The sequence below is a fragment of the Gluconobacter potus genome, assembly GCF_015244705.1.
Lineage (GTDB): Bacteria > Pseudomonadota > Alphaproteobacteria > Acetobacterales > Acetobacteraceae > Gluconobacter > Gluconobacter potus.
The window spans coordinates 1-541 of the sequence record NZ_JABCQF010000064.1; the positions used below are offsets into that span (position 1 = coordinate 1).

Consider the following 541-nt stretch of genomic DNA (forward strand, 5'->3'; position numbering starts at 1 on the left):
TGCCAGTTGGGCAGCCTATGACCCGCTTGAACTTGTGCGGACAGCGAAGGAAAGACTGCCTGTTCTGATAGATCAGGGTCTGGCGGACCAGTTTCTGAAAGAACAGCTCAGGCCAGAACTGTTCCAGGAAGCCGCACAGAATGCAGGGCAGGAACTCATCCTGAATCTTCGTCCTGATTACGATCACAGCTATTATTTTGTAGCCAGTTTTATTGCAGATCATCTCAGATATTTCGTGAGTAAACTACGATGAATAGATTGTCAGTTTTTTGGATCTGGAATTTTCTGGCTTTGAGTGGAGATAAAATCTGTTAGGGGCATCTTTCAAACTGTGAAATCAGCTGGCAGCTTTCCGCACCTGGAGGGTTCGAAAAACTCTCTGGTTATGAGGCCCTGTGTGTGATTCCATCGTTCATCTTACGATGAGGGCTGGATGATGATGCAGCCCGGTTTTTTTGATGTTGAAGATCGCCTGGCTCGTCTGAGTGGGCTTGGTGACCAGCTCGAAGCGTTTTCCCGGACTGTGGATTTTGAAGTATTC

Annotated in this window: 1 protein-coding gene and 1 pseudogene; both read left to right on the forward strand. The window is 47.5% G+C overall.

Annotated elements, in window-relative coordinates; all coding sequences use genetic code 11:
- A partial coding sequence (locus HKD31_RS15965) for an alpha/beta hydrolase-fold protein (protein WP_255520138.1) occupies positions 1–253 on the forward strand: 253 nt, incomplete at its 5' end.
- Positions 254–436: 183 nt separating this feature from the next.
- Positions 437–541, forward strand: a pseudogene (locus HKD31_RS16215) (IS5/IS1182 family transposase); the annotation flags it as partial.